Raw genomic sequence first — 23097 nt, 5'->3', positions numbered from 1 at the left:
ATTATTTAGACACCTTTATTTTAATTTACCCTACGCTTTTTTTTAAAAATTTATGTCGCCAAGGTTATTTCTTAGAAATTTTAATGCTCCAGACATACGTTTTTCAACCGTTTTTTGAGATATATCTAGCAATTCAGCAATCTCTCTATATTTTTTATCCTCCATTCTATTAAGTAAAAATACTTCGCGTTGCTCATCACTAAGCTCCGCAATCAATAATTGTAATTTCTTTTTAAACTCTTCCTCTTCCAAAATATATTCCGGACTTTCATTTGTTCGGTCCAAATAAGGTGAGTGTTTGGCATAAGCTAAAACTACTTTAGTATGCCTAACAGAATTTAAGAATAAATTATTTACAGTAGTAAAAAGATAGGTCTTGGCCTTGGAAAATTCAATCTTAAAACAATTCTGCCAGATTTTGGAAAATGCATCCTGTACAAAGTCTAATGATGCATCCTTGTCTCCACATTTATAATATGCAAAATTGCTAACCGCCTGTATATGCTTTAAATAGAAAGCATTAAAAATTTCCTCTTCGCAAAGATTAGAATTATCGTTAGACATTAATTAATTTAAGTTAGTTTAATGCAAAAATATGAATATTTATTAAAGCTATATTTTATTAATTATCAATGACTTACAAATTATTTCAAAAAAAATTCGAGAATATCGTAGGGTAAAATGCAATTGATTTGTCTTAATTACGGAAAGCGATAAAAACGCAATTAAAATGAAAACTTTAACCCAAAAAATTAATATTATGAAAACTTTTAAATTCTTAACCGTATTATTTATGTCTTTCTTGGCTTTTACGTCATGTCAGGATGAAATTGACAATGACATTCAAGAAGACCCAAACACAAATTCTTCAAATTCTGTAGTTGCATCTAACTTAAAACGTAGTGCAATGTATGATGGTAGTTTTGATGATTTTCTCGATGGTATTTCTTGTTCTTCAGTATTACTTCCTGTTACTGCAACAGTGAATGGTACTCAAGTAACACTTGTTAGTGAATCTGATTATCAACTTGTCATTAATATTCTAGGACAATTAACTAATGATGATGACTCTGTAGAATTTCAATTTCCTATTACTGTTCAATTGAGCAATTATACGCAAGTAGTTGTAAATAATGCATCTGAATATGAGGAGTTAATGGAAGCGTGTGAGGATGCTGAGGACGCAGTCGAAGATGCAATTAATTGTCTTGATATAGAATTTCCTATTACAATTCTTACTTATGATATCAATGCAGAACAAACCGGAAGTGTAGTATTAGAATCTGATCAAGAACTATACACGTATATGAACAACCTTGATGATCAAACCTTTTTTGCCTTAAATTATCCTATCACTGCTACAGTTAATGGTAGCTCTGCAATGGAGTTAACAAGTGATACTGAATTGCAAGCTCAAATAAATGATTGCCTTGCTACAGAGGATATGGAAGACGATGCAGAAGATAGTGCTGATGATCTAGAAGATATTTTAGTAGATGGATTGTTTATGATAGAATCTTTTATTACTACTGGTACAGATACAGCCAATGCCTATGCAGAATATACAATTGACTTTGCAAATGACTTAAGTGTTGTTGCTGAAAACACTGTTAATACAACAATTGACGATGTTGAGGGGACTTACGAAGTCGCATCTGAACTTGAGGTATTTTTAACACTAAGTTTTTCAAATAATGCAACTTTTGAATTGTTAAACAATACATGGGAAGTTACAAGTTTCTCAGAAAGCACTATCTCATTGCAAAGTAGTACAAATGCCGCTGTGACATTGGTTTTGTCCCAAATCTAAATCTACATTGATTTGTTAATTTGTTGATTATGTTAGGGTAAGCAGCCGTTTTTTAACGGCTGCTTTTTAAAGAATAAAAATATGTATCAAAATAAACCACTTTTAATTTTAGTATTGTTTTTTGCCATTTTGGCCTGTTCTAAAGAAGACATGACTTCGGTAGACAACAATATAGGTAGCACAGAACTCTTGTTAAACAGGCAGGCAGTTGGAAGTTCTGCAAACGATATACTTGATCAATCTATCTATACAGAACTTATAATTGAAGTAGCTTATCTCGATGGTACCGAACCGACCGATGACGCACTTAATTATTCATTGAGCTTTTTAGAGTCAAGAGCAAATAAACCCGACGGCATATCAATACAAAAAAAGAAAATTTCTATTGATCAAAAAGAAGCTTACAGTATTGAAGAAATAAAAGCGATTGAAAGACAGCATAGAGTATACTATAATACAGAAGGACGCCTATCGGTTTGGATTCTTTTTATTAATGGTACGTCAGCTGAGGCAAATTCTAACAATCTAATATTGGGTACAGCCTATTGGAATACGTCCTTTGTAATCTATGAAAATGAAATACAGTCCTTAACAAATGGGCCATTTCAGCCAAGCACATCGTTTTTGGAATCTGCAGTAATTTCGCATGAATTAGGTCATCTTTTAGGATTAACCAATTTAGGATCTGAAATGGTTAGTAATCATGAGGATGAAAATCACCCCAAACATTGCAATAACCAAGATTGCTTAATGTATTGGGCAGTAGATTCATCATCAGGTATTGATGATATGTTTAACATGTCTTCACCACCACAATTAGATGAAAATTGTATAAACGATCTAAGAACTAACGGAGGAAAATAAACAACTTAAATAATAAAAAAATGAAATCTTTATTTATCACAATTGCAATTACAATAGTAACATTTTATAATGTTTATGGCCAACAAGACGATACTAAAACTACTAATTTTGGTATTAAAGGCGGCTATAATTTATCTGCCGTAAGTTTTGATGGAGATGGAGAAACAGGGCAACGTCATGCCTTTCATTTAGGACTTTATAATGAAGCATTTATAAGTGATGCTCTTGCCCTTCAAATAGAGTTATTATACTCACAACAAGGGTATGAAATTGAGGATGGCAGTGGCACCTTCACCCAAAAGCTAGATTATATTAATTTACCGCTAATGCTAAAAATGTATCCTTCAGGTCATTTTTTTCTAGAAGTTGGGCCACAAGCTGGTTTAGCAATATCACATAAAGAAGAGTTTGACAGCAGTTTTAATCTTTTTGACACTAGCCAGGAGTTTGAACCATCAAATTTTGATTGGGGAATCAATTTTGGTGGCGGATTTAAAACAGACTCTGGTGTATCCTTAGGCGTAAGGTATCATTTAGGTTTTGGAGATATTTACGACGCAGGAAGTCCACAAAATAGAGTATGGCAGTTTTCAATCGGATTTGATTTTTAACATAAAAACCATAGGGTAAAATAACTTTAAAACGTCTTAATAATAGAAGGCAATACGCCAAAAATTATTAACTGTAAAAACCCTATAAAAAATGAAATACTTAAAATTAAAAATACTGGTAATTATTTTGGGATTAACTCAATTTAGTTTTTCTCAAGACAATGTTGAAGCATCATCTTCTTCTGATTTAGATAAACAGTCGTACTATCAACAGCGTGCTAAAGAGGATGCTAAGTATGAGCAAAATTTTAAAAAAGACTCTAAAAAGGAAGAGAAAGAGTTTTGGAAACAAAAGGAAGCTTATGAAAAAGAACTAAAGAAAAAGGATAAGGAGGCTTATGAAGCTTATATGCAAGGTAAGCGTGATGCTTATGCAGAGCACTACTCACATTGCGATCATCATTGCCACCACAGTAATTTTTACTTTAGATATGCTTCATATTATTATCATGGCTATTATGAATATCGCTATTACAATTACCCTTCTAGAAGGAATAGTATTTCTACTCGCGTGGGGATAAATAGTCCTAGCTTAAGACTAAAATTTTAATTTAGTTGAATCTAATTATACGGTGTAAAAAGTGCTTGTGTTTCAAGCACTTTTCACATTTTTAAGTAATTTAATTATGCATCAATATTCGCATAAATTGCATTCTTCTCTATGAATTCTCTACGAGGAGGTACTTCATCTCCCATTAACATTGAGAAAATACGATCTGCTTCAGTACCATTATCAATCTGTACTTGACGCATTGTTCTAAACTCAGGATTCATAGTTGTATCCCAAAGTTGTTCAGCATTCATTTCACCAAGACCCTTATAACGTTGAATTTTTGAATTATCACCGAAAGTTTCTACAATTTCATCACGCTCTTTGTCTGACCATGCATATTGTTTTTTAGCACCTTTTTTAACCAAGTAAAGTGGTGGTGTTGCGATATACACGTGACCCGCTTCTATCAATTCCTTCATATATCTAAAGAAGAAGGTTAGAATCAATGTTGCAATGTGGCTACCATCAATATCCGCATCACACATAATCACGATTTTGTGATATCTCAACTTAGATAGATTTAATGCTCTCGGATCTTCTTCTGTACCAATTGTAACTCCTAAGGCTGTAAATATGTTTTTGATTTCTTCATTCTCAAAAACCTTATGTTGCATTGCTTTCTCAACATTCAGGATTTTACCTCTTAATGGTAAAATAGCCTGAAACGCTCTATCTCTACCTTGCTTGGCCGTTCCACCTGCCGAATCACCCTCAACAAGGAATACCTCACATTTAGCAGGATCTTGCTCAGAGCAGTCTGATAATTTTCCAGGTAAACCACCTATACTCATCACCGTTTTACGCTGTACCATTTCGCGTGCCTTTTGCGCTGCATGACGTGCTTGAGCTGCTAAAATTACTTTTTGGACAATTATTTTAGCATCGTCTGGATGTTCCTCTAGATAATCCGTAAGCATTTCTGAAACCGATTGACTCACAGCCGCAGAAACTTCCCTGTTACCAAGCTTAGTTTTTGTCTGACCTTCAAACTGTGGTTCTGCAACTTTAACTGAGACAATAGCGGTTAACCCTTCTCTAAAATCATCACCAGAAATATCAAATTTTAATTTGTCCAACATTCCGGAGCTATCTGCATACTTTTTCAACGTATGTGTAAGTCCACGACGGAAACCTGAAAGGTGCGTACCACCTTCGTGCGTATTAATATTATTTACGTAAGAATGTAAGTTCTCAGAATAAGAGGTATTGTAAACCATAGCAACCTCAACAGGCACACCATTTTTTTCACCTTCAAAGGCAATTACATCTTTCATTAATGGCTCACGATTACCATCTAAGAATTTTACGAATTCTGGTAAACCATTTTCTGAATGGAATGTTTCACCTTCAAATGAGCCGTCTTCTTTTTTATGACGACGGTCTACAAGATGAACCGTTATTCCCTTATTTAAGTAAGCAAGCTCACGCATACGACTTGCCAAAGTATCGTAGTTATATTCTAAAGTTTGTTGAAATATCTGTGGATCTGGTTTAAAGGTTACAACAGTACCTGTCTTATCAGATTCACCAACAACTTTTACAGGATACATTGTTTTACCTCTTTCATACTCTTGTTCCCAGATTTTCCCTTCTCTAAAAACTGTAGCTTTAAGATGCTCTGATAATGCGTTAACACAACTTACACCAACACCATGTAGTCCCCCAGAAACCTTATAGGAATCTTTATCGAACTTACCACCTGCTCCAATTTTGGTCATTACAACCTCTAAAGCAGAAACACCTTCTTTTTTATGCAGGCCAACAGGTATACCACGACCGTCATCTTCAGTGGTGATAGAATTGTCTTCGTTAATAGTTACAGTAATATTATCACAATGTCCGGCCAATGCCTCATCGATAGAGTTGTCTACAACCTCATATACTAAGTGGTGTAATCCTCTAGTACCAATATCTCCAATATACATTGATGGACGCATACGCACGTGCTCCATTCCCTCGAGGGCCTGGATACTATCCGCACCATATTGCTTTTTGTTTTCTTCGCTCATAATTTTATATTAATCAATATTTTGTTTTACTACACATTAAAAAAGACGCTTTTAGCGTCCCTTTTGAGTACTATCAAAGATACAAAATAATAAAGCCAAAATTTAGCTTTTTAAGGACTTTGTGCAATAATTATCAACAATTGTTAAAAACACAAAAGTGTCTTAAAAACGCTAAAAAGTACCTTAAAATGAATTTGAATTAATTTTTTTCTGTCTGAGAAATTGAAAAATATTAAAATTGCTTAGAGGTCTTAATATGGGTTTTTAGTATGGATATAATCCTATTATTTAGTTGTTACTTTCGCCTATTTCTTCTTGAAGCAATCCAATTAACTTATTTGTATCATCTGCCAATGATTCTAATTGTAAAATAGCATCATTCTTAAGCCAATATTGCGATGCCGCCATATTGATGAAGTCATTCCTGTTGGTTCTTAAATATGAAGCCAACTCATCAATTGGTGTGTTAGGAAAGAGAAATGCCGAAGACGGTTCAAAACGCATTATACTATGCTCGTAAGTGAACGGTCCATCTACTGGAAGTGCCCATTCAATTCCTATACGGATGCGTTCTGCCGCCATTAAGTGTTTTGCATAATGCTTTACTAATTGATCACGTAAATTGGTGTTGGATATTACCTTTAAATTCCCCGTACTAGACAAATCATCAAATGTAGAGGTAGAGGATGAAAATGTTGGGTAAATGCTACCAAATTGAAAATAGTCATTTGCCTTATTTAATAGTAAAGAGTCTGTGATATCTGATTTTTTAAGAGCCTCGGAAAAACTCAAAATTGTTTCATTTCCTTTTTCCAAGCTTTTTATCTCTGAATTAAAGGTTACGACATCTTCCTTATTCTCCACTAGCAAACGCTTTAGGTATAATTTTTCTTCTTGCGCAGTTTTACGGGCTTCATTCCAGTTATTTATTTGTAGTGCAATGAGAATACCTATTACAACGAGTAATATTTCTCCAATAGCGTATTTAAAGTATTTACCCATTTGGTTCTGTTCTAATAATGATTTCCGAATATGCCTAAAGAACTTAATCATTAAATAGGAATTAATAGTCTTTCACAAATACATCAACCTGTTACACCATCACCATCAATATCTTGAGATAAATGGGTCTCTAAAGCAATTAATGTTTTTTTAAGCAAGGCTTTTGTGTTTGCCAACTCGGTCTCTAAATGATTGACACGCTCCTCTACACTATTGGCTTGTTTTTGTTGTTTCTCTAATTCATCTTGTTGCAATAAATCCCAAAATATTCCCATTGTAGACTGATTTAGTTTGTTATTATTTATTATTAAAATTGAAAATATATAAACTGCTCGCCACTACCTTGTGCAATGACAATTAAAAAGGCCATAATCGCCCAAACCACACCAAAAATAATTGGATTAGTTTTACTATGGACTTCTTTCATACTGGTGTTTCGCATAAACCAATGGCATAAAAACATTATACCTATTACCGTACATACTTTAATGATATCAAAATTCCCTAATATCATTTCACCATCTGTTTGTGCATAAAACATAGACTTAATCATATCCCAAGCCTTTTTAAATGTATCTGCCCTAAAAAACACCCAAGTAATATTAACACAAGAAAACGTAATGAATGCCAAGAATATACCATTGTATTTGGTTATTTTAAAAGGCAAGTACTGTTTCTGCAAACGTTCTAATATAAGGTAGGTTCCATGAAGCCCTCCCCAAACAATAAATGTCCAAGCTGCACCATGCCATAAACCTCCAAGTAACATTGTAACCATTAAAGCTACATACATTCTTGTTATACCGCGTCTGTTGCCACCTAAAGGTATGTATAGATAATCTCTTAACCATGTAGATAAACTTATATGCCAACGCCTCCAAAGGTCTGAAAATCCTAAAGCCGCGTAAGGGTACTTGAAGTTGTCTGGCAATACAATGCCAAGCATAAGTGCAATACCTATAGCACATGTAGAATAGCCAGCAAAATCAAAAAAGATCTGTCCTGAAAATGCTATGGTACCAACCCAAGCATCAACGCCATGCAATATTTTTGAGGTACCAAATACACCATCAGACACACCAGAAAGTAAGGTGTCTGCTAATACCACTTTTTGAAATAAGCCAATAGTCAACAGAAAAGTTCCCCATAAAAACTGATTGGTAGTTGCTCTTTTCTCTTCGTAGAACTGAGTAATCAATTCTTTAGCCCTAACAATTGGACCTGCGACCAATTGCGGAAAGAATGTCACATAAAGTGCAAAATCCAAGAATGTTCTGGCTGGTGACATTCTCTTATAATACATATCTATTGTGTAAGACATAGTCTGAAATGTATAAAATGAAATACCCATCGGAAGAATAATATCCATTGGTCTAGGTTGGTAATCGAGACCAATAACATTAACCATTGAAACAAAGTTCTCCATTAAAAAATTACCATATTTAAAAAACCCAAGAAACCCAAGATTTACAAACATGCTAAGCAACAACCAAAACTTTCTTTTCTTATTATCATTTTCTAACGCAAGTTTATTGCCTGCGGTCCAGTCAACCACAGTAGAAATCCAAAGAAGAATAACCAGAGGTGGATTCCAAAGACCATAAAAAATATAACTCGCAAAAAGAAGCATTCGTTTTTTATTCGTCCAACCAAATATTTTCGAATAATAAAGGATTAGAACTATTACCAGAAATACAACAAAACTTAATGAATTAAATAGCATAATAATAGATTGGTTAGTTAATGTTGATTGCCTTATCCTCTTTCATAATCCCTATTAATTCTCTTGTAAAAAATTGAGCGTCCTCTGTCGCCAAGTGCGACCATTCTGGTAGAAATAAATTTCTAAATTGAGGGTAATCATCATAGTGATATGCTTTAGCACCAACCTTTTCAACAAGTTGATCCCAATATTCAGTTCTTGGAAATCCCTTGCCCTCTATTTCTCTGAAAAATCCGGAAGATGGACAACGCAATAAAATTAGATTACCTCCTCTTGCCGTAAACTTTTTAGCCAAGTCTACAAAAGCAGTTGTAGTTGACTCTTTGTCTGGTGGTGGCATATCACCACTTACCATATCTACCCAAGCTGCTTTAATAGTGTTGGCATATGCAGTATCCTTAGCTACAAACTCTGGCATTTTCATATGTCTATTAAGTGCTATTTCCTCAAAATTGTTGAAAGGAACATGAGGTGGCCCAACTCGATCACCAATATGAATTTGCCGTAATAGTGTTTTTAAATCTACATCTGTATCCCATTCTTCATCTCCATCACGTATAAATGCCAAATTGGTTTGTAATGGCACTGATAATTTGTGGTTTATACGTTGTGCATATGTCCTATCCTGATAATAATCTACCTTAGATTGTGCACGAAACATTGGAAAAGCCTCTGGATAAACCGTTGAAAACATTAAAGGTGGTGTTATCCCAACCATTAAGGTACCTTTAAAATCTGTATTCTCAACAATATCTTTTAAGGTAGGAATTGGTGAAGCACCTTGAACAGCCAACATAATGGGTTCTGTATTGGTCAATTCTTCCCAAATATCTAATTGAATGTCGTAGAGAATCCGTGAGGAACCAATAAAAACGGTCATTTTAGAATGATCTTCTAGTCTAGCGCGTTGGTTGGCCCAAAGGTCTTTGTTATCGTCTAAATAGGGTTCTACACCTTGAGAACGCCAATATAGTTCCCAACAAGCTACTGCACCAACACCTAAAATAACGGCAATGATGAAAGATTGCTTTAACTGCATATGGATTGAATTTAGTTGGTTAGCAGTAAGTTAAAGCAAACTTGAGGTTTGTTTAAAGATAGGGAATATTATTGTAGAGTACTTTTTTATAATAAAAAAAGATTTTATGTGGCGAAGGATTTAATTATTCTGCAGACGCTTTATTTCTTTTCCTATCGCGTTATCGAGTAATTGAGATTTTTCAATAAACTTTTTTGATTTATCCCATGCCTGATATTGATAACTCAAATGAAACGAGGCAAACGAGTAAAAGGAACTATCTGACATCATATCTTGGTAATTTATGGGTAGAATAAAACCCGTCCCATAATCAAAATACAAATGATTATTTATTACCATGTTACCTACAGAAGTCATATAATCATTATGCTTATTAAGATCTGAAACATCTAATATATCCATATCAATTTCAAAAATTTCTATAATCTTATCTCTGAGACTATCATTAGAAATAAGGTTCACTCCTTCTTTTTGTAAGTTTTCAAACGAGGCATATCTAAAATCTGGATCCCAATAATAGTTGAAGAACAAAAAGTCTTTAACCATTGTAGAATCATATGATGTTTTGTCCTTATAGGCGGTAAGTATATTAGTGGTAAGCTGTATGCCTTCTTCTAGGATTGTTACTCCCTCAGTTATATTAGCGATATTATTATTAATATCGTTTTTTATATCCATTAACATTTTAATCTCACGCTGAACATCTTTTCTACTTTCATTCCAATTATTAATTTGTAGAGCTATAAGAATACCTATAACAACAAGAAATATCTCGCCAATAGCATATTTGAAGTATTTTCCCATTTTGTTCTCTAGGATTAGTTGCTGACGAATATGTCTAAATAACTTAATCATGAAATAATTTTATTCTAAAAGTTATATGTCATCTTTATTTTAGCTATTATTTCTTCACCATCCTCTTGAAATTCTTGTAGTTTAGTAAGATAAATAGATCTAAGATTATGGAATTCATATAAATAACTTTTAAACTGTTCATCATTTAGCATCATCGTTATAATTTTGTTCTTCTGGCCTTTAAATTTATAGTTGTACCTAACTGTAGTAGGCACTATATAACTTTTCAGCTCATTATAATGGTAATACAAATCACTATGATCGATATGAATCTCGTATAAAAGTTCAGTATATAGATTTAAGAGTCGCTCTATTTCAACAGTATTTAAATCGTAATTATTTTGAATTTTATTTTTGAGGAGTTCAATCCCTGTTTCATTAATTTTTATATCAGGAAACCCCGTGAAAGAAAAGGCGTGTTTTCTGAAATACATTTCATCCAAATAAAGTGTATCCTCAGAAACCTGATTTAACAAAATAGCATTTGTGTATATTGATGCTAGTTTCATCTCTTCAATCCCATCATTAATCTCAACCGCTGAATTTTTAAAATCCTGTTCAATTCGGATAAAAATATTCCTAAGTTCTTCCGATTCTTTTTGACTCTCATTCCAATTATTAATCTGAAGTGCAATTAGAATTCCTATGACTACAAGAAGGATTTCACCAATAGCGTATTTAAAGTATTTACCCATTTTGTTTTCTTGGATTAATGAACGACGTATATGTCTGAAGAATTTAATCATTTTTTTAATTCTAATTCATTATCTATCATCTTAATTATATCCTCTATATGTTGTCGTAAAATATTAGATTGTACATTGGTCCAACTGTTTATTGCATACAATCTAGTTAAGTGGTCTTCAAAATCTGGGTTTTCTAAAAGTGCTATATAATTCTCCTTGTGTTTTGAGTAACCAATCTCGTATTCTGAGTATGTACTATTTAAGGTTTCTCTCTGTATGGTATAGCTACCTAGTACATTTGCCTTAAATGCCTTATTTCTTAAGCTTCGCAGCTGATAGTTCTTTTGCAAAAATGGAATGTAATGATCGTGCCTGTATTGCTTCCAGGCGTGCTCATCTTCTGTAACATCTATAATATCGGCTGACCAATTGGTCAGTGCTTGCTTTAATTTTATATTGTTTATTAATTTAAGCTCTCCAGAGCTACTTAAATCGTGTATTATCGGGTCGAAGGTAGCATAAGGCATAGTGCGAGCAATAAGTACATCAATACTATCTTTTACAGCTAAACTTGGATTGTCTATTATCTTAAATGCTTCATCACAAGATTTGAGCATTACATTTCTTGTTCTAATCTTTTGATTTAACTGTTCTAGATTATCTATAAAATCTGATTTTAATTGACTGAGTAGCACTTGTTCTTCTGCATTTGCTTTACGTTGTTCATTCCAATTATTAATCTGTAGGGCAATTAAAATTCCTATAACGACTAAAAGAATTTCTCCAATAGCGTATTTAAAGTATTTTCCCATTTGGTTTTTCTGGATTAGTGAGCGACGTATATGACGGAAGAATTTAATCATTGTTCAATTCGATTTCAATGCTTTTTAAAAGCTCATTAACTCTATTTATAATACCGTTATTTACACCTTTTTGAAGCGAAGCAATAGTATGTCTATAATTAATTAGATTTATAATATTCAATTTTTGCTCAGGATTGTTTAACTGTTCTACAGAAATAGTTGAGAGCGATGTATCATTTGAATGGATAAACTTTGCGTACGAATAATTATTAAAAATTGCTTCCATTTCACCTGAATACCCGTTTAAACTTAACGTTCCGAGTTTTATGATTTCTGGAACAATCATATTATCAACTAAGTTCGTATTGTTATTGATGGTATTTGTTGACCATAGTTGTAATTGTTCATTAAAAGCCACAAGTTCTTGGCGTAAGTTAGCATTTCTAATAAGCTTTGTTTGCCCGGAATTAATCATCTCAACGAGTGTGGTTGGGCTTGCAGTAACTCCCCATCTAACGGTTAAATCATTTAGTTTAGGGAATATAGAATCCATGTTGTAAAAACCATTATTTAAGTCATAATGCTCTATGATATCGTTAGATTGTTTAAGGATTATATCCTCAACTTCATTGGCCGTATTATAAGCTTCTATTATACCAATTAAATCATCTTTAAGATTATTAAGGTAGATTTGCTCTTGTTTAACTTCTTTTCTGTTCTCATTCCAGTTGTTAATTTGTAGTGCAATAAGTATCCCAATGACCACCAATAGTATTTCGCCAATAGCGTATTTAAAATATTTGCTCATTTTGTTTTCTTGGATTAATGAACGACGTATATGTCTAAAGAGTTTAATCATGCTTATGACTTTAGATTTTTATCAATTAAATTGAGTAAACGTTTTATTTCTTTAGTAGTCGTATCTAAAAGTTCATTCTGACCATCCATATTTGCAATCATAATAAGAAGATTGGCATAAACTTGTGTATCACTATGTATGTTAACCTCTGAAATATCGGGTAAACGAGAATCGTGTTTCATAAATTGTTTTACAATTTGTCTGTTGCCTAATTTAGGCATGATATCATCTACAAATTGGCGCGTTTGCTCTTTAACACGTTCTTGGGTACTATTCTCAAAATCTCTTTTATAATAGAGTGAAAGATTTTTTCTTAACTCCATATTTGTAATAAGATCAATATTTTCTGAAGCTATCATGTTTTCAAAAGCAACGTTATTAGGTTCAAAAACATCAAATTCAGCTGTCATATTCATATAATTAATAATAGCAGGAACATATTTTTCAGGGTTAGACTGTTCTAACACTATAAATGTTGAGTCTATGTTAGAAGCTTTTAAAGCATTAAATGCTTTGGTCTTCTTTATGCTTTCTAAATCATTTTGTAAGCTAATCTTAATTTGTTTTAAATAGACCTGCTCTTTAGATTTTAATGTTCTTTTGGCATTCCAATCATTTACCTGAAGTGCTAAAAGAATACCAATCATTACTAGGATGATTTCGCCAATAGCGTATTTAAAATACTTTCCCATTTTATTTTGTTCTAATAATGATTTTCTAATATGTCTGGAGAATTTAATCATTATTTGATTTCTTTTTGTATCTGTTCTTCTACTGTTCCTATTTCTTTTAGCATTTCATTCAGTAATCTTATCGATTTGGTTTCAGAAAAACGCATCCAATCTTGGATAGCCTCTAACCCTAAAATTATTTGACCTTTATTTTTTTCGAGGTTTAAATCTGCTTTGATGTTTTCATGATTTTCTAAGCGATCCTTTAGATTCAATGACCCAATAAGTAAGCTTAATCGTTCAGTGATGCCTGTTTTACCTCTATTATCGAGACTTTCATCTTGCGATATTTTTTCTTGTTTACGTTTTAAATTCATCAAAGCATTTCGAATATGAGTAGGTATGAGAACAATTTCACCACTATTTTGCAGTGATTCTATTGTGTTTGTGTTAAAATTGATTGCAAAAGATTCTAAATTTAAAGCAACAAGGTCATTATACATTTCACTTGTTGTATAGTTTTGCTTATTGAAATTTTTTAAATAATTATTATAGTCTTCTCTTTGTTGTTGGAACTTCGCTATCGTATTTTTTGCAAAGACTTTATCTTTATTTAGATCTATTAACAACTGTTTATAATAGTCTTGTGTTTTAGCTTCTAGTTTATTGTTTTCATTCCAATTATTAATCTGTAGTGCAATTAAGATTCCTATAACGACTAAAAGAATTTCTCCAATAGCGTATTTAAAGTATTTTCCCATTTGGTTTTGGTTAATTAATGAGCGACGTATATGATGGAAGAATTTAATCATTAGCTCATATTTAATTTAAATACATTTTTATTTCATCAATGAATCGTTGATTAATCTCAATGAGATTGTTAAGCTTAACTATGAGGCTTTGGCTTGCCAATTCATTTCTTCTAAAAATGCCTTCGAGTGCTTTTTGACCATTGTTACTATCCAAGATTAATTCTGGTACTTTACCTTTAAATTCTGATTTATCTAAATCTCCAAGCATTGATGAGAATAGTTCCCTATTATCAACTAAAAAACCATCAGTCCACAAACTAAATTCCGCATTCTCACTAAAGGTATTTAAGCGATTTTCTTCCAGAGTCATTTCTTTAATATTATTGATATACGATTGTTCGAGCTTATTTAGTGTCGCTTCTTCAGCGCCTGCATAATATTTGGTAGTTGATGATTCATTGCGCTCTATAGTACTTATAAAATGACGCTCAACGAGGACAAAATATACTGTGTTAGTGATTGTAACTGGATCAACATTTTCCAAACCATTATCAAGAATGTATTTACTTTTTTCAGCCTTCTCGATTCGAACATCTCTAATTTCAGTTAACCGTAATCTATCTTCTTTGAGGTTTTCAAGTTTTTGATTGAGATAAGTATTGATTTCGTTTTGAAGTTTTCTATTCTCATTCCAATTATTTATCTGGAGAGCTATGAGGATACCAACTACCACCAATATAATCTCGCCAATGGCGTATTTAAAGTATTTTCCCATTTGGTTCTGTTCTATTAACGATTTTCTAATATGTCTAAAGAATTTAATCATATTAACCCTTATTTAAATCATCTTGTATCAATTGATTTAACTTTTCTAGATGATCTGTTAACTCTACATGAAAATTTTTAATAAAAATATTATTCATAATAGAGAGTTTTACACCATTAGTAAATGTTTTGTCTTTTAATAATGTTTGGTATTGAGGGACAATAGCATCGATAGGTATTTGAGACGGATCCTTAAGTAATATTTCTCCATTTTCTGCCGATAATTGTAAGTCCATTACATTTAGCATATCACCATTTAGTATTGCTACATCATATAAATATTTATCATATTCACTGCGCATGTGGTGTTCTGCATTATCTATTTCCACATACTTTTTATCGAGTTCTAGAAGGTAATTTTTAATGGAATCGTTCTTTAGGTAATTTAAATTCCCTGAGCTAAGCAGCTCCTTATATGTATTATTTGTAGGTATAAATGTCGTCCACCAAAAAACGGTTTGTATTGTACCTTCTAATTCAAAAATATCTGTAGCGGTATTAAGCTTTTTAAAATTCAGCAATCTAGCTGCTGCCTTTGCTTTATTAGCTCTAAAGTCAATTATTGTATCATTATTTTTTAGTTCGGTCAATACATCTATTTGTAGGTTTTTAAGGTATTTAATTTCTTGCTTTCTGGCCTTTCTGTCCTCATTCCAATTGTTAATCTGTAGTGCTATTAGAATTCCAATAACTACAAGCAGTATTTCACCAATAGCGTATTTAAAATATTTTCCCATTTGGTTTTGGTTAATTAATGAGCGACGTATATGACGGAAGAATTTTAGCATTGGTTAATTGTTGCAATTTCGTTATCAATTAAATCTTTATTCTTTAAGATACTTGTTAATTTGATTAATACAATTTTCGACTGCGTTAATGGTTCTTTCCAATTCTCCTTCTGCGCCCCTTCTTCCTGCTCGAGCTTCATAAATCAATGTTTCATATTCAGGATCATTTATTAGTGCATCATAATCATTTGGGATACCCAAACGCTTATATCCAGATATTGAATCACCTTTCAAAATTGATCGAAAGTGTTTTTGATAATAGGGGAAAAGTAAACGAGCTGCATTACGCCTGGTATCTATCTTTTTATAGATTCTTTGATAACCCGATTCATAAATATCAGTGATAAGCATCCGCAGTGAATCCGATTTAATTAAATCCAGATTACCGGATTTCAAAGTTTCATAAGCTGATGTTTTTAGAAAGGAGTAATTGAATGCAACACTCTTATAAAAATCCGAATACATAGAATCTACCAGTTTAGGCTTTGTTTGAATATAATCGTAAATATTAATGGTAGATTGATGAAACACTTGACTAGCTTCATAGTCATGTTTTAACTCTTTAAGTGAGGTCATTAGTTCTGATCGTAGGCTGTTAAGAATCGTAGCCTCTTTAATACTGCTTTTTCGAGCCTCATTCCAGTTATTTATTTGTAAGGCAAGTAAAATACCTATCATCACTAAAGCTATTTCGCCAATGGCGTATTTAAAATATTTGCCCATTTTATTTTGGTTTATGAGTGAACGACGGATATGTCTAAAGAATTTAATCATAATAGTTATAAAATGATATAATCTTCTTTATTAGCATCATATACTTTAGAACATTTGCCATCTTTTTCTAATTCGAAATATCCTTCTTCGTGTATATAAATGTCTTCATTGATATCCAAAAAAGAGTTAGGTGATACTTTTAAGAGATTAAAATTATCATTGTTCTTGTAACGCCATTTTAAAGTTACTTCTTTGTTTTGATTATTATAAATAATAACGCTTCTGTCAAAGTATGTTTCGTACTGTTTTTTTGGAACTTTACCACAAGTAAATTCTATAAAAGGTTTAAGGTTGAGATGATTAAGAAAATCTTCTATTTTCAGGTTTTTATCCTTAGTAGATTTTAGTTTCCACAACAAAACCACAGAGCTTGTTCTTATTTTATTTGCCTCCCAAACGTTTTCTCCTAACTGATATTCCGCATATTGATTTACCTCGCTACGATGAATTTTATCATTTAAAGTTCTATCAATTATTTTTTCAAAACCAAGTGAGTCATTTGTTCCTATCCATGGGGTTTTACTAGCTAGCTCTTTCCTTCGTTGCATTGATAATTCTAAGGTTTTTTCTTGCCAAAATCGCCAAGCTTTAATCCTTCTTTTTAGTAGTTTAATTTCTGGCAGTAAAGATTTATAGTTAGCTGACAATTCTTTTTCTTGTTCAATAACTTCATTCAAACGATCATCTTCTAAGAACGTAGAACGCGTTCTGTAACTTAAAAATGCTAGATAGGGTTTTTTGCGAATTATTTCTCTAGTCACTTTATTTTCTCTAAACAATGTTCGAAGAGAATCCGTCAAATGACCTACTCTTAATAAGCCTGAAGTTTCTAAGATATTACTTTCTAACTCTGTTTGTAATGCCGTAAATACTAGATCTATTTCATTATTTATTTTCCTTTTTTCATTCCAATTGTTAATCTGTAGTGCTATAAGAATACCAATAACAACGAGTACTATCTCGCCAATGGCATATTTAAAGTATTTGCCTGTTTTATTTTCCATAAGCAAGTTTTGACGGATTTTTCTGAAAAATTTAATCATTTGATTCAAAATTTAAAATTGAATCAATCTTTACAACTCCTTGTTCATTATCATCTAAATAACCCTTTGTAATTTTTAATAAAATTTTTGTTTCGTTTATAACAGTATTTAAATAAAGTTTGTATTTGTTCCCCTCGTTTGATATTAATTTAGAGTAATCTGATATTTGTACCCAACCGTCATCAAACCTTCCATCCTTAATTACAATTGGATTTAATGCTGTAAAATACCTTGATGCATCTCCTTGACGAAAATCTTCAGTGAAATTTATAACAGTGTTCTCCATTTGTCTTAACCAATTTAGATTACCTTCAAATACCCTAAAAGTTAAATCACGTAATTCTAAGTTTGATATTATGTCCAATCCTTGGGACTCTATTGTCTTGTATGCTCCTTCACTGACAATAAATTTTGTCCATAAAACGGTGTTTGCAAAATGATTACTTAGAGAATCATGGAAGGGTCTTTTATCTTCTAAGTGTTGCAGGATAAGTTTGGAAGAATTAATTATTTTATTCTGTAACATGATATTAAATTTTAAATCATCAGAATTACGTTTAAAATCTATTCTTAATTGATTTAATAATTGTTTTTCATAATTTCTCAGTTTTCGTTGTTCGTTCCAATTATTTACTTGAAGTGCTATCAAAATTCCAACAACAACTAAAAGAATTTCACCAATAGCGTATTTAAAGTATTTTCCCATTTGGTTTTGGTTAATTAATGAACGACGGATATGGCGGAAGAATTTAATCATTCTTTAGTTCCATGTTAATTAATGTCTTAATAGTGTCTATTTCTTTTTTCATTTCTCTGAAGCTTACCATGGAGGTTTCTTCGGATATACTTTTCCAACGATGTACGCCTTCGTAAACTAAAATTAACTCTTTCAAATTTCTGTCAATGTTAAAAAATTCCTTCATTTCAGGTTGATGAGCCAATCGTTTAGGTAGGGTTGTAGAGCCTAGTAATGGATTTAATCGCTGAATAATTCCATTCTTACCTTCGTCAGTATAGTTAGCTTTCTTGATGGTCAATTCTTGTTGCCGTTTTAAATCGATTAATCGATTTCTTATTTCTGATGGAATTAAACTAATATCGCCACTATTCTGAAGTGATTCTATAGTGCTAGAATTAAATGTAAACGAGGTTGATAATACAGGAAGTTTCGCGATTTTCTCATAAACATCCAACGGAGTTAGCGTCTCCTCACTATAGTAGGAGTTTTCATAACCTTCAAGATCTTTTAAATAGTTCTCAAACTTATTTATAGTTTGATCTGCAAAAATGACGTCCTTATTTAAATCTTCTAATAATTGCACATAATACTCTTGTGTTTTAGCCTCTAATTTTGATCTTTCATTCCAATTATTAATCTGCAGCGCTATTAAGATTCCAACAACTACGAGAAGAATTTCGCCAATGGCATATTTTAAATATTTTCCCATTTGATTCTGTTCTATTAACGATTTTCTGATATGTCTAAAGAATTTGATCATGGTTTCTGTCATTCCTGCGCAGGCAGGAATCCATTTATTAGCTTATTTATACATTTTTTAGATTTGGCCAATCGTCAGATAAATCCTGCCAGTTAGGATTATCTTCTTCAATTAAATTTATTTTCCATTGTCGCTTCCATTTCTTCATATTCTTTTCTCTTTTAATAGCATCGTTAATATATTGAAAGGTCTCAAAATAAATTAGTCTATTCAAATCATATTTCTTCGTGAAACCTTCAACTAGTTTATTTTTATGCTCAAACATCCTACACTCTAAATCATTGGTAACTCCCATATACAATGTTCCGTTATATTTATTTGAAAGTATATAAAGAAAATATTGATGAATATTTCTATGCATGACACTCATTTATTCTATGTGGATTCCTGCCTGCGCAGGAATGACAATGAGATTTACGAATATGTCTAAAGAATTTAATCATTGGTTGCAATTTGATTTTCGATTATCTTCATGCTCTCCTTCAATAAATTCTTTACGTCATCAAAAGTGGTATCTAGGTGATTGTTCCACTCTCTTATCATATTGCCTACATAACGTCTGTTTTTATCTTCTAAAAGCTTAAGCAATACCAATCTTATGGCAGGACTATAAGGGTCTTCTTTCCATTCACCAAGCACATCTTGAGAGGCTGTTCTTAATGCGCATATTAAACTGAATTTTTCATTGGCGCTATCGTCTTCACAAATACCATCATCACTTTTATTCCATTTAGAAGGATTACTCAATAATGCATCCGCTTGTTTAAGAAGCGCCAAATCTTCTGCCTCAAACACTAAATAGTAGTTGCTGTCTCCAAGTTTTTTACCTAGTTCATGATGTTGGTCTGAAGCTAGATATAACTTAACTAACAACTTATTAGTCATTTCAAGAATATCATCATATCGCCAAGAAATATTGCGATGATAAATAAACAGTTTCTGATTAGCTTTAAAAAATGATTTATCCTCAAATAATTGCTGTAAATCTGTTTTAAAGGGGACTTTTTCAACAATAGCAGGCCTCCAATTAAGATTGTTTTTATAGTTCCAGTCATTCTTAAATGATTCGCTACTTTTATTAATGAATTCTTTAGAACGATATGAACTTGGAATAGCTTCCTTTAATAGCGCTATACCAGGTCTAAAATAGGATTCCTCATACCTGTTAACATCTTTAAGCCTATAACCTACTTCTTCTACATAGGCCACAATATCACTTTTGAGCATTTTGGAACTGATGATATCCAGTCTCCCTGAATTAATAAGCGATTGTGCGGTTCCCAGTACTGGACTGTATACATCACTACCACCACCACCTCTAACATATTTCTGGATATTCTCTGGCAAATTGGTTTTCCAATAGGCACGTAGCACTTGAGAATATGCTCTTGCATTTCTTAAGTTCCTTGCTTTTTGTTCTTCTAACTCATGTTGCGATTGGGATAAATCAGTAATAAGTTGCTCTATGACAACCTGTTCGGACATTTTTCTGTTACGCTCTTTGTTCCATTCGTTGACTTGTAGTGCCAACAGAATACCAATCATTACCAAGGCAATTTCGCCAATAGCATACTTTAAGTATTTAGACGTCTTATTTTGTTTCATGAGATCGTATCTTATTTTTCTGAAGAATTTTATCATTTATCGTTAGGTTTTGTGGCCTCAATAATTTCATCAATGAGTTGGTCAGTATCTTCACAGCGTTCCATAACTTGTCGGGCATACCAAAGATAATTATCCACATAATTTTCAAAGGTTATGTCTTGAAACAAGGGATAATAATCTGGCTTTACTCTAGATTTACCAGCCCAAGAATAACCACTGTACATATCCATTTGTTTAAAAGATATTTTGTCTAACAAATAAGGTATGTACTTATCATTTGACCAAGAATCGTATTTTGTTATGCGGGTTTTTCTAATCTCAGAAAGTGTATTCCATTGATAAAGTAAGTCTGCGATTTTTTCATTTTTTAAAAGGTTTAGTTTACCACTTTGCATAATGTTTTTAATAGTATTATCTGCAAAAGCCATTTCAGTAGCTCCAAAAGACACATACAATAGACTGTCTAAATTATGTTTGTAAAGCTCTTCTTTAGAAGCACCAATTAAATTCATTAGTATTTGTTGAGATTTGCTTGAACCTTTTACACCAATCAAAAATTGCTTTAAAATCTTTTTATTTTCTTTAAAGTCGGCGTGTAGTTTTTCAATGACTTCTTTTTCTTCTTTAGCCTCAAGGCGATTGTTATTCCAATTATTGACTTGCAGTGCCAAGAGGATACCTATCATTACTAGTATAATTTCACCAATGGCATATTTAAAGTATTTTCCCATTTTATTCTGTTTCATGAGGTCATATCTAATTTTACGAAAGAACTTAATCATAGTTTTAACTATTTTGTTTCGAGTAATTGAGACAAAGACTCTAGATGTTGTTTCATATTTCTGTAGACTACAAGATTTGATTGATTGTATTCTAGTCTTGAAATAATATAATTTTCAAAATCTTGATCAAATAACATTTTATAATTATCGTCTTTATATAATTTTGATTTGCCTATATTCTTAAATTCTATTCTGTTTCTTAGATTCATGTTTTTATTTAAATAGGGCACAAAAAGTAGGTTTAAATCTTCATTGGTAATACGTTCGCGTTCAATTAGTGCTGTATTCTCAGTACTTAAAAAATATAAAGCTTGTCTTATTTTATCTGAAGCCAATAGAGCTATATCTCCATTTTCTCTCCCTTCTGTAATAATATTCATATCTAAATTGAGATGGTAATCTCTTAAATTTAAATTGACTAACTTATTTATTTTCTCATCTAAATTTTCTACATTTTTTTCGCCTATAATATCAATCAATTCAATTGAAGCTTTATATATAGAATCAAACTCTTTAATACGCTCTTCAGTCTTTATGATATTGTATTTTAATTGTGTCTTTAATTTTTGCAAAAATTTATCAGCACGAGCTTCTTCAACTCGTTTATTATTCCAATTGTTAATCTGCAATGCGATTAGAATTCCTATAACAACAAGTAGAATTTCACCAATGGCGTATTTAAAGTATTTACCCATTTTATTTTCTGAGATTAATGATTTACGTATGTGACGGAAGAATTTAATCATCTAGCTTTTCTAGTTCATTTTTAATTAAGTCTAATATGCCTGTTATTCTGTTACGCAAACTAAAGGACTGGCTATTGGTAAGCTTGGCCATTGATGCGCAATTAGCAACAGCACCTTCGAATACATCATTTGCTAATAAAGAAGAAAAATCATCTTTAACTTTAGATTTGCCTACGGAGAACTTTGTTTTGGCACCTTCATCAAGATGAAATTGGTCTACGACTTCATTCTCCCAATAACCGTTAATTACATTTCTTAATGAATAATATTCCATTAAAGTTGGCATGTAATGCTTGGATCTAAAATTTAACCAAACCTGTTCTTCTTCAGTAACCTGTATTATCTCACTGGTCCATCGAGACAATTTTTCTTTTAGGCTTGCATTTTGCAATAACTGAATTCTTCCACTACTTATAATGTCATTAACAATGGGGTCAAAGGTAGGTGCAATTACAATTTGTCCGGCATGTTTTAATATACTGTCATTATTCCGAGTTTGAGGTCTATCAATATATTGTAACAATTTTAATGATGAAGAAATCATTCTTTCTCTCATTTGTATTTTCTGGTCTAATTGCTCGAGGTTACTTGTAAATTCTGATTGTAATTGAACTAAAAGCTCTTGTTCTTGTAATCGCTCTTTCCTATTCTCATTCCAGTTATTGATCTGCAATGCAATTAAAATGCCTATAACTACAAGTAGTATTTCACCAATTGCGTATTTAAAGTATTTACCCATTTTGTTTTGTTCTAATAATGATTTACGGATATGCCTAAAGAATTTAATCATAGTAATCC

27 protein-coding genes are annotated in these 23097 nt (G+C 32.0%); 4 read left to right on the top strand and 23 right to left on the bottom strand.

Translation table 11 applies throughout. The features are described from left to right. Positions 1-42: 42 nt before the first annotated feature. The gene (locus LBV24_RS14455) at positions 43-564 is read right to left on the bottom strand and encodes an RNA polymerase sigma factor (RefSeq protein ID WP_224479377.1); all 522 of its coding nucleotides are present in this window, start codon (positions 562-564) and stop codon (positions 43-45) included. A gap of 196 nt (positions 565-760) precedes the next feature. Here LBV24_RS14455 and LBV24_RS14450 point away from each other — a divergent pair, with 196 nt between their 5' ends. The 4 genes from LBV24_RS14450 (at position 761) to LBV24_RS14435 (ending at position 3835) form a co-directional block, all read left to right on the top strand. Next, complete coding sequence (locus LBV24_RS14450) at positions 761-1810, top strand: hypothetical protein (RefSeq protein WP_224479376.1); 1050 nt, start codon at positions 761-763, stop codon at positions 1808-1810. 81 nt (positions 1811-1891) lie between these two features. Then, positions 1892-2674, top strand: a complete 783-nt coding sequence (locus tag LBV24_RS14445) for a zinc metalloprotease (RefSeq protein ID WP_224479375.1) — start codon at positions 1892-1894, stop codon at positions 2672-2674. Between the two features lie 20 nt (positions 2675-2694). Then, positions 2695-3285, top strand: a complete 591-nt coding sequence (locus tag LBV24_RS14440; RefSeq protein WP_224479374.1) for a porin family protein — start codon at positions 2695-2697, stop codon at positions 3283-3285. Positions 3286-3376: 91 nt separating this feature from the next. Next, positions 3377-3835, top strand: coding sequence for a hypothetical protein (locus tag LBV24_RS14435; protein ID WP_224479373.1), 459 nt, complete (start codon positions 3377-3379; stop codon positions 3833-3835). 74 nt (positions 3836-3909) lie between these two features. Here LBV24_RS14435 and gyrB read toward each other — a convergent pair whose 3' ends face one another. The 22 genes from gyrB to LBV24_RS14325 form a co-directional block, all read right to left on the bottom strand. Next, positions 3910-5847 (bottom strand): DNA topoisomerase (ATP-hydrolyzing) subunit B, encoded by a 1938-nt coding sequence (gyrB, locus tag LBV24_RS14430; protein ID WP_224479372.1) that lies wholly within the window; start codon positions 5845-5847, stop codon positions 3910-3912. Positions 5848-6135: 288 nt separating this feature from the next. Next, complete coding sequence (locus LBV24_RS14425) at positions 6136-6900, bottom strand: DUF6090 family protein (RefSeq protein WP_224479371.1); 765 nt, start codon at positions 6898-6900, stop codon at positions 6136-6138. 32 nt (positions 6901-6932) lie between these two features. Continuing rightward, positions 6933-7124: a hypothetical protein gene (locus LBV24_RS14420; RefSeq protein WP_224479370.1), complete on the bottom strand. Its 192-nt coding sequence runs from the start codon at positions 7122-7124 to the stop codon at positions 6933-6935. Positions 7125-7156: 32 nt separating this feature from the next. Next, positions 7157-8572 carry an MBOAT family O-acyltransferase gene (locus LBV24_RS14415; protein WP_224479369.1) on the bottom strand — a complete coding sequence of 472 codons (1416 nt, stop codon included), beginning with the start codon at positions 8570-8572 and terminating at the stop codon, positions 7157-7159. A 13-nt stretch (positions 8573-8585) separates the two neighbouring features. Then, positions 8586-9611 (bottom strand): hypothetical protein, encoded by a 1026-nt coding sequence (locus LBV24_RS14410; protein ID WP_224479368.1) that lies wholly within the window; start codon positions 9609-9611, stop codon positions 8586-8588. Positions 9612-9731: 120 nt separating this feature from the next. After that, positions 9732-10466 carry a DUF6090 family protein gene (locus LBV24_RS14405; RefSeq protein ID WP_224479367.1) on the bottom strand — a complete coding sequence of 245 codons (735 nt, stop codon included), beginning with the start codon at positions 10464-10466 and terminating at the stop codon, positions 9732-9734. A gap of 14 nt (positions 10467-10480) precedes the next feature. Continuing rightward, entirely contained in the window at positions 10481-11212 is a 732-nt protein-coding gene (locus tag LBV24_RS14400) for a DUF6090 family protein (RefSeq protein ID WP_224479366.1), read from the bottom strand. Continuing rightward, the gene (locus tag LBV24_RS14395; RefSeq protein ID WP_224479365.1) at positions 11209-12015 is read right to left on the bottom strand and encodes a DUF6090 family protein; all 807 of its coding nucleotides are present in this window, start codon (positions 12013-12015) and stop codon (positions 11209-11211) included. Before LBV24_RS14395 ends, LBV24_RS14400 begins: the two co-directional genes overlap by 4 nt. Continuing rightward, the gene (locus LBV24_RS14390) at positions 12008-12814 is read right to left on the bottom strand and encodes a DUF6090 family protein (protein WP_224479364.1); all 807 of its coding nucleotides are present in this window, start codon (positions 12812-12814) and stop codon (positions 12008-12010) included. The genes LBV24_RS14395 and LBV24_RS14390 overlap by 8 nt, the downstream gene beginning before the upstream one ends. Before the next feature lie 2 nt (positions 12815-12816). After that, positions 12817-13557, bottom strand: a complete 741-nt coding sequence (locus LBV24_RS14385) for a DUF6090 family protein (protein WP_224479363.1) — start codon at positions 13555-13557, stop codon at positions 12817-12819. Beyond that, positions 13557-14297: a DUF6090 family protein gene (locus LBV24_RS14380; protein WP_224479362.1), complete on the bottom strand. Its 741-nt coding sequence runs from the start codon at positions 14295-14297 to the stop codon at positions 13557-13559. Before LBV24_RS14380 ends, LBV24_RS14385 begins: the two co-directional genes overlap by 1 nt. 10 nt (positions 14298-14307) lie before the next feature. Continuing rightward, positions 14308-15063, bottom strand: coding sequence for a DUF6090 family protein (locus LBV24_RS14375; protein ID WP_224479361.1), 756 nt, complete (start codon positions 15061-15063; stop codon positions 14308-14310). Position 15064: 1 nt separating this feature from the next. After that, positions 15065-15799 carry a DUF6090 family protein gene (locus tag LBV24_RS14370; protein ID WP_224479360.1) on the bottom strand — a complete coding sequence of 245 codons (735 nt, stop codon included), beginning with the start codon at positions 15797-15799 and terminating at the stop codon, positions 15065-15067. An 87-nt stretch (positions 15800-15886) separates the two neighbouring features. Next, positions 15887-16573 carry a DUF6090 family protein gene (locus tag LBV24_RS14365; protein ID WP_224479359.1) on the bottom strand — a complete coding sequence of 229 codons (687 nt, stop codon included), beginning with the start codon at positions 16571-16573 and terminating at the stop codon, positions 15887-15889. 56 nt (positions 16574-16629) lie between these two features. Next, entirely contained in the window at positions 16630-17667 is a 1038-nt protein-coding gene (locus LBV24_RS14360; RefSeq protein WP_224479358.1) for a DUF6090 family protein, read from the bottom strand. Beyond that, entirely contained in the window at positions 17660-18424 is a 765-nt protein-coding gene (locus LBV24_RS14355; RefSeq protein ID WP_224479357.1) for a DUF6090 family protein, read from the bottom strand. The genes LBV24_RS14360 and LBV24_RS14355 overlap by 8 nt, the downstream gene beginning before the upstream one ends. After that, positions 18417-19166: a DUF6090 family protein gene (locus tag LBV24_RS14350; RefSeq protein ID WP_224479356.1), complete on the bottom strand. Its 750-nt coding sequence runs from the start codon at positions 19164-19166 to the stop codon at positions 18417-18419. The genes LBV24_RS14355 and LBV24_RS14350 overlap by 8 nt, the downstream gene beginning before the upstream one ends. Positions 19167-19212: 46 nt before the next feature. Beyond that, the gene (locus LBV24_RS14345) at positions 19213-19527 is read right to left on the bottom strand and encodes a GIY-YIG nuclease family protein (RefSeq protein WP_224479355.1); all 315 of its coding nucleotides are present in this window, start codon (positions 19525-19527) and stop codon (positions 19213-19215) included. A 74-nt stretch (positions 19528-19601) separates the two neighbouring features. Then, entirely contained in the window at positions 19602-20807 is a 1206-nt protein-coding gene (locus LBV24_RS14340; protein WP_224479354.1) for a DUF6197 family protein, read from the bottom strand. Continuing rightward, complete coding sequence (locus LBV24_RS14335) at positions 20804-21517, bottom strand: hypothetical protein (RefSeq protein WP_224479353.1); 714 nt, start codon at positions 21515-21517, stop codon at positions 20804-20806. Before LBV24_RS14335 ends, LBV24_RS14340 begins: the two co-directional genes overlap by 4 nt. Before the next feature lie 44 nt (positions 21518-21561). Beyond that, complete coding sequence (locus tag LBV24_RS14330; protein WP_224479352.1) at positions 21562-22299, bottom strand: DUF6090 family protein; 738 nt, start codon at positions 22297-22299, stop codon at positions 21562-21564. Next, positions 22292-23089, bottom strand: coding sequence for a DUF6090 family protein (locus tag LBV24_RS14325; RefSeq protein ID WP_224479351.1), 798 nt, complete (start codon positions 23087-23089; stop codon positions 22292-22294). The genes LBV24_RS14330 and LBV24_RS14325 overlap by 8 nt, the downstream gene beginning before the upstream one ends. Positions 23090-23097: the final 8 nt, after the last annotated feature.

This window comes from Winogradskyella vincentii, from assembly GCF_020166345.1.
GTDB classification, from domain to species: Bacteria; Bacteroidota; Bacteroidia; order Flavobacteriales; family Flavobacteriaceae; genus Winogradskyella; species Winogradskyella vincentii.
This window is presented reverse-complemented; position numbering and strand designations above follow the sequence as displayed.

What these genes read in the sequence shown, in the direction of transcription:
- LBV24_RS14410 (WP_224479368.1), bottom strand. Translation starts at nt 9,611, where the DNA reads ATGCAGTTAAAGCAATCTTTCATCATTGCCGTTATTTTAGGTGTTGGT.
- LBV24_RS14405 (WP_224479367.1), bottom strand. Translation starts at nt 10,466, where the DNA reads ATGATTAAGTTATTTAGACATATTCGTCAGCAACTAATCCTAGAGAAC.
- LBV24_RS14425 (WP_224479371.1), bottom strand. Translation starts at nt 6,900, where the DNA reads ATGATTAAGTTCTTTAGGCATATTCGGAAATCATTATTAGAACAGAAC.
- LBV24_RS14345 (WP_224479355.1), bottom strand. Translation starts at nt 19,527, where the DNA reads ATGCATAGAAATATTCATCAATATTTTCTTTATATACTTTCAAATAAA.
- LBV24_RS14395 (WP_224479365.1), bottom strand. Translation starts at nt 12,015, where the DNA reads ATGATTAAATTCTTCCGTCATATACGTCGCTCACTAATCCAGAAAAAC.
- LBV24_RS14380 (WP_224479362.1), bottom strand. Translation starts at nt 14,297, where the DNA reads ATGATTAAATTCTTCCATCATATACGTCGCTCATTAATTAACCAAAAC.
- LBV24_RS14415 (WP_224479369.1), bottom strand. Translation starts at nt 8,572, where the DNA reads ATGCTATTTAATTCATTAAGTTTTGTTGTATTTCTGGTAATAGTTCTA.
- LBV24_RS14420 (WP_224479370.1), bottom strand. Translation starts at nt 7,124, where the DNA reads ATGGGAATATTTTGGGATTTATTGCAACAAGATGAATTAGAGAAACAA.
- LBV24_RS14360 (WP_224479358.1), bottom strand. Translation starts at nt 17,667, where the DNA reads ATGATTAAATTTTTCAGAAAAATCCGTCAAAACTTGCTTATGGAAAAT.
- LBV24_RS14450 (WP_224479376.1), top strand. Translation starts at nt 761, where the DNA reads ATGAAAACTTTTAAATTCTTAACCGTATTATTTATGTCTTTCTTGGCT.
- LBV24_RS14375 (WP_224479361.1), bottom strand. Translation starts at nt 15,063, where the DNA reads ATGATTAAATTCTTTAGACATATTAGAAAATCGTTAATAGAACAGAAC.
- gyrB (WP_224479372.1), bottom strand. Translation starts at nt 5,847, where the DNA reads ATGAGCGAAGAAAACAAAAAGCAATATGGTGCGGATAGTATCCAGGCC.
- LBV24_RS14455 (WP_224479377.1), bottom strand. Translation starts at nt 564, where the DNA reads ATGTCTAACGATAATTCTAATCTTTGCGAAGAGGAAATTTTTAATGCT.
- LBV24_RS14355 (WP_224479357.1), bottom strand. Translation starts at nt 18,424, where the DNA reads ATGATTAAATTCTTCCGCCATATCCGTCGTTCATTAATTAACCAAAAC.
- LBV24_RS14400 (WP_224479366.1), bottom strand. Translation starts at nt 11,212, where the DNA reads ATGATTAAATTCTTCAGACATATACGTCGTTCATTAATCCAAGAAAAC.
- LBV24_RS14440 (WP_224479374.1), top strand. Translation starts at nt 2,695, where the DNA reads ATGAAATCTTTATTTATCACAATTGCAATTACAATAGTAACATTTTAT.
- LBV24_RS14340 (WP_224479354.1), bottom strand. Translation starts at nt 20,807, where the DNA reads ATGATAAAATTCTTCAGAAAAATAAGATACGATCTCATGAAACAAAAT.
- LBV24_RS14445 (WP_224479375.1), top strand. Translation starts at nt 1,892, where the DNA reads ATGTATCAAAATAAACCACTTTTAATTTTAGTATTGTTTTTTGCCATT.
- LBV24_RS14385 (WP_224479363.1), bottom strand. Translation starts at nt 13,557, where the DNA reads ATGATTAAATTCTCCAGACATATTAGAAAATCATTATTAGAACAAAAT.
- LBV24_RS14390 (WP_224479364.1), bottom strand. Translation starts at nt 12,814, where the DNA reads ATGATTAAACTCTTTAGACATATACGTCGTTCATTAATCCAAGAAAAC.
- LBV24_RS14365 (WP_224479359.1), bottom strand. Translation starts at nt 16,573, where the DNA reads ATGGGCAAATATTTTAAATACGCCATTGGCGAAATAGCTTTAGTGATG.
- LBV24_RS14350 (WP_224479356.1), bottom strand. Translation starts at nt 19,166, where the DNA reads ATGATCAAATTCTTTAGACATATCAGAAAATCGTTAATAGAACAGAAT.
- LBV24_RS14370 (WP_224479360.1), bottom strand. Translation starts at nt 15,799, where the DNA reads ATGGGAAAATATTTTAAATACGCTATTGGTGAAATACTGCTTGTAGTT.
- LBV24_RS14435 (WP_224479373.1), top strand. Translation starts at nt 3,377, where the DNA reads ATGAAATACTTAAAATTAAAAATACTGGTAATTATTTTGGGATTAACT.
- LBV24_RS14335 (WP_224479353.1), bottom strand. Translation starts at nt 21,517, where the DNA reads ATGAAACAGAATAAAATGGGAAAATACTTTAAATATGCCATTGGTGAA.
- LBV24_RS14330 (WP_224479352.1), bottom strand. Translation starts at nt 22,299, where the DNA reads ATGATTAAATTCTTCCGTCACATACGTAAATCATTAATCTCAGAAAAT.
- LBV24_RS14325 (WP_224479351.1), bottom strand. Translation starts at nt 23,089, where the DNA reads ATGATTAAATTCTTTAGGCATATCCGTAAATCATTATTAGAACAAAAC.